Genomic DNA, 2,172 nt, shown 5'->3' on the forward strand with positions numbered 1-2,172 from the left:
ATCTTTAAAGTGATTTTCAAAAGTGGTGGATATTTCCTGAGTCATAGCTAATACAATAGATTCCTTTGATGACAACTTCAAAGATAAATTTAGCAAAAGTCAACATATTTTAGATGGGACAGCCGTGCCGGAAAAGTTAGTTGACATTTAATAGTTTAACCTGTAATTTTATACATGCCGCTTTGCGCTCATCTGACAACGCATATAACTGCGGCTTGTCTTTGGCACACGCTTCATCCGCCAGTGGGCAACGTGTACGAAACACGCACCCCGATGGTGGATTAATCGGTGAGGGTAAATCTCCCTCCAAAATCTGAATTTTTTTAGCACGTTCAAGTACTGGATCTGGCAATGGCACCGCTGATAATAACGCTTTGGTATAAGGATGTGTTGGGTGATCACATAATGCTTTTGACTCACCAACTTCCATTAAGTTACCCAAATACATCACCATAATGCGATCTGAAATATGCTTAACCACACTTAAGTTATGTGCAATGAATAAAATCGTCAAGCCTAGTGTTTGTTGCAGCTCTTTTAATAAATTTACTACTTGCGCTTGAATCGATACATCCAGCGCACTAACTGGCTCATCACATACCAAAATCGATGGCTTTAATATCAGCGCGCGCGCAATACCTACACGCTGACACTGCCCACCTGAGAATTGATGAGGGTAACGATTAATATGTTTTGGCGATAAGCCCACCATACGCATCATTTGTTCAACACGTGTACGCCGCTCTTCTTTGGATAGCTTAGGCTCATGCACTTTTAATGGTTCAGCAATAATATTACCAATAGTAATACGTGGATTAAGGGAGGCAAATGGATCTTGGAAAATCATTTGAATCTCTTTTCTCACCGGCTGCCATGACTTTTTATGTTTCAATGCCGTTAAGTCTTTGCCTGCCCATACCACTTTACCCTCAGTTGCATTAACTAAGCCAACCACCGCACGAATCAATGTTGATTTACCACAACCTGACTCACCCACGATACCTAAGGTTTCACCCTTTTTGACATCAAATGACACACCATCTACCGCTTTGACAAAGCGTGTTTCTTGCCAAGGCCATGATTTTTTCAATGGAAAATAAACCTTTAAGTTCTCTATATTTAAAACCGTTTCACTATTCAGCATGAGTTGTTGCCTCCATTTGTTGTTTGGCATAAAAGCATGCAACTAAATGCGCTTTACCTGATGAGTAATTTTCAAGCTTTGGTTTATGACTTAAACAGTTTTGTAAGGCAAAATCACAGCGCGGTTGAAATGCACAACCTTGTGGTAAATTGGATAAATCAGGCGGTTCTCCTGGAATTGCCTGTAAGCGTGCGCTTGGGATATCAACGCGCGGTGTTGCTGCCATTAAATCTTTGGTATATGGGTGATGATGATGTTTAAACAAATCATCGATACCTGCTGACTCAACTGGCGAGCCACCATACATTACCATTACGCGATCACATGCACCGGCAACAACACCAATATCATGGGTAATTAAAATCGTCGCCATATGAAATTCATTTTGCAACTCTTTTAATAGTTTCAAAATCTGCGCTTGCACCGTCACATCTAATGCGGTTGTCGGTTCATCAGCAATTAATAGTTTCGGGCGACACATCAGCGCCATTGCAATCATCACCCGTTGACGCATGCCACCCGAGAACTCATGCGGGTAAAGCTTTACTCGATTCTTAGCATCGGGAATATGTACGGCATCAAGCATCTCTATGGTCCTCTTGGCTGCTTCAGCTTTTGAGCAATTGCGATGAATCATCAATGTCTCTGATAATTGCTTTTCAACCGTAATATAAGGATTCAGCGAGGTCATCGGATCTTGGAAAATCATTGAAATTTGATCACCACGGATTTTATTTAATGCATTCGTTGGCATACCAACCAACTCTTTGCCATCAAACTTAGCAGAGCCCGAGATCACCGCATTAGACGCTGATAAGCCCATTAATGCCAATACAGTTTGGCTTTTGCCTGAGCCTGACTCGCCAACAATCCCTAAGGTCTCCCCTTGATCTAAACTAAATAGGACTTACGCATTGATGGATGGCATGAATTTTGGTAGTAGCGATTCCATCGATGGTGCGAACTCAGTCACAAACTTAGCAATGACACTTTTAAATAACTCTCTGGATAACTCATAGCAGTTTTTC

The 2,172-nt window shown here is 41.5% G+C and carries 2 protein-coding genes and 1 pseudogene; all 3 read right to left on the reverse strand.

The genetic code is table 11. The features are described 5' to 3' along the window. Nucleotides 1–136: 136 nt before the first annotated feature. Nucleotides 137–1,144 carry an ABC transporter ATP-binding protein gene (locus DNJ75_RS14675; RefSeq protein ID WP_117004175.1) on the reverse strand — a complete coding sequence of 336 codons (1,008 nt, stop codon included), beginning with the start codon at nt 1,142–1,144 and terminating at the stop codon, nt 137–139. Further along, a complete protein-coding gene (locus DNJ75_RS15755; protein ID WP_325048320.1) occupies nt 1,134–1,517 on the reverse strand; it encodes an oligopeptide/dipeptide ABC transporter ATP-binding protein in 384 nt (127 codons plus the stop codon). The genes DNJ75_RS14675 and DNJ75_RS15755 overlap by 11 nt, the downstream gene beginning before the upstream one ends. A 78-nt stretch (nt 1,518–1,595) precedes the next feature. Continuing rightward, nucleotides 1,596–2,033 (reverse strand): annotated as a pseudogene (locus DNJ75_RS15760) (ATP-binding cassette domain-containing protein); the annotation flags it as partial. Between the last annotated feature and the right edge of the window lie 139 nt (nt 2,034–2,172).

This window comes from Cysteiniphilum litorale, assembly GCF_003428165.1.
Taxonomy (GTDB): domain Bacteria; phylum Pseudomonadota; class Gammaproteobacteria; order Francisellales; family Francisellaceae; genus Caedibacter; species Caedibacter litoralis.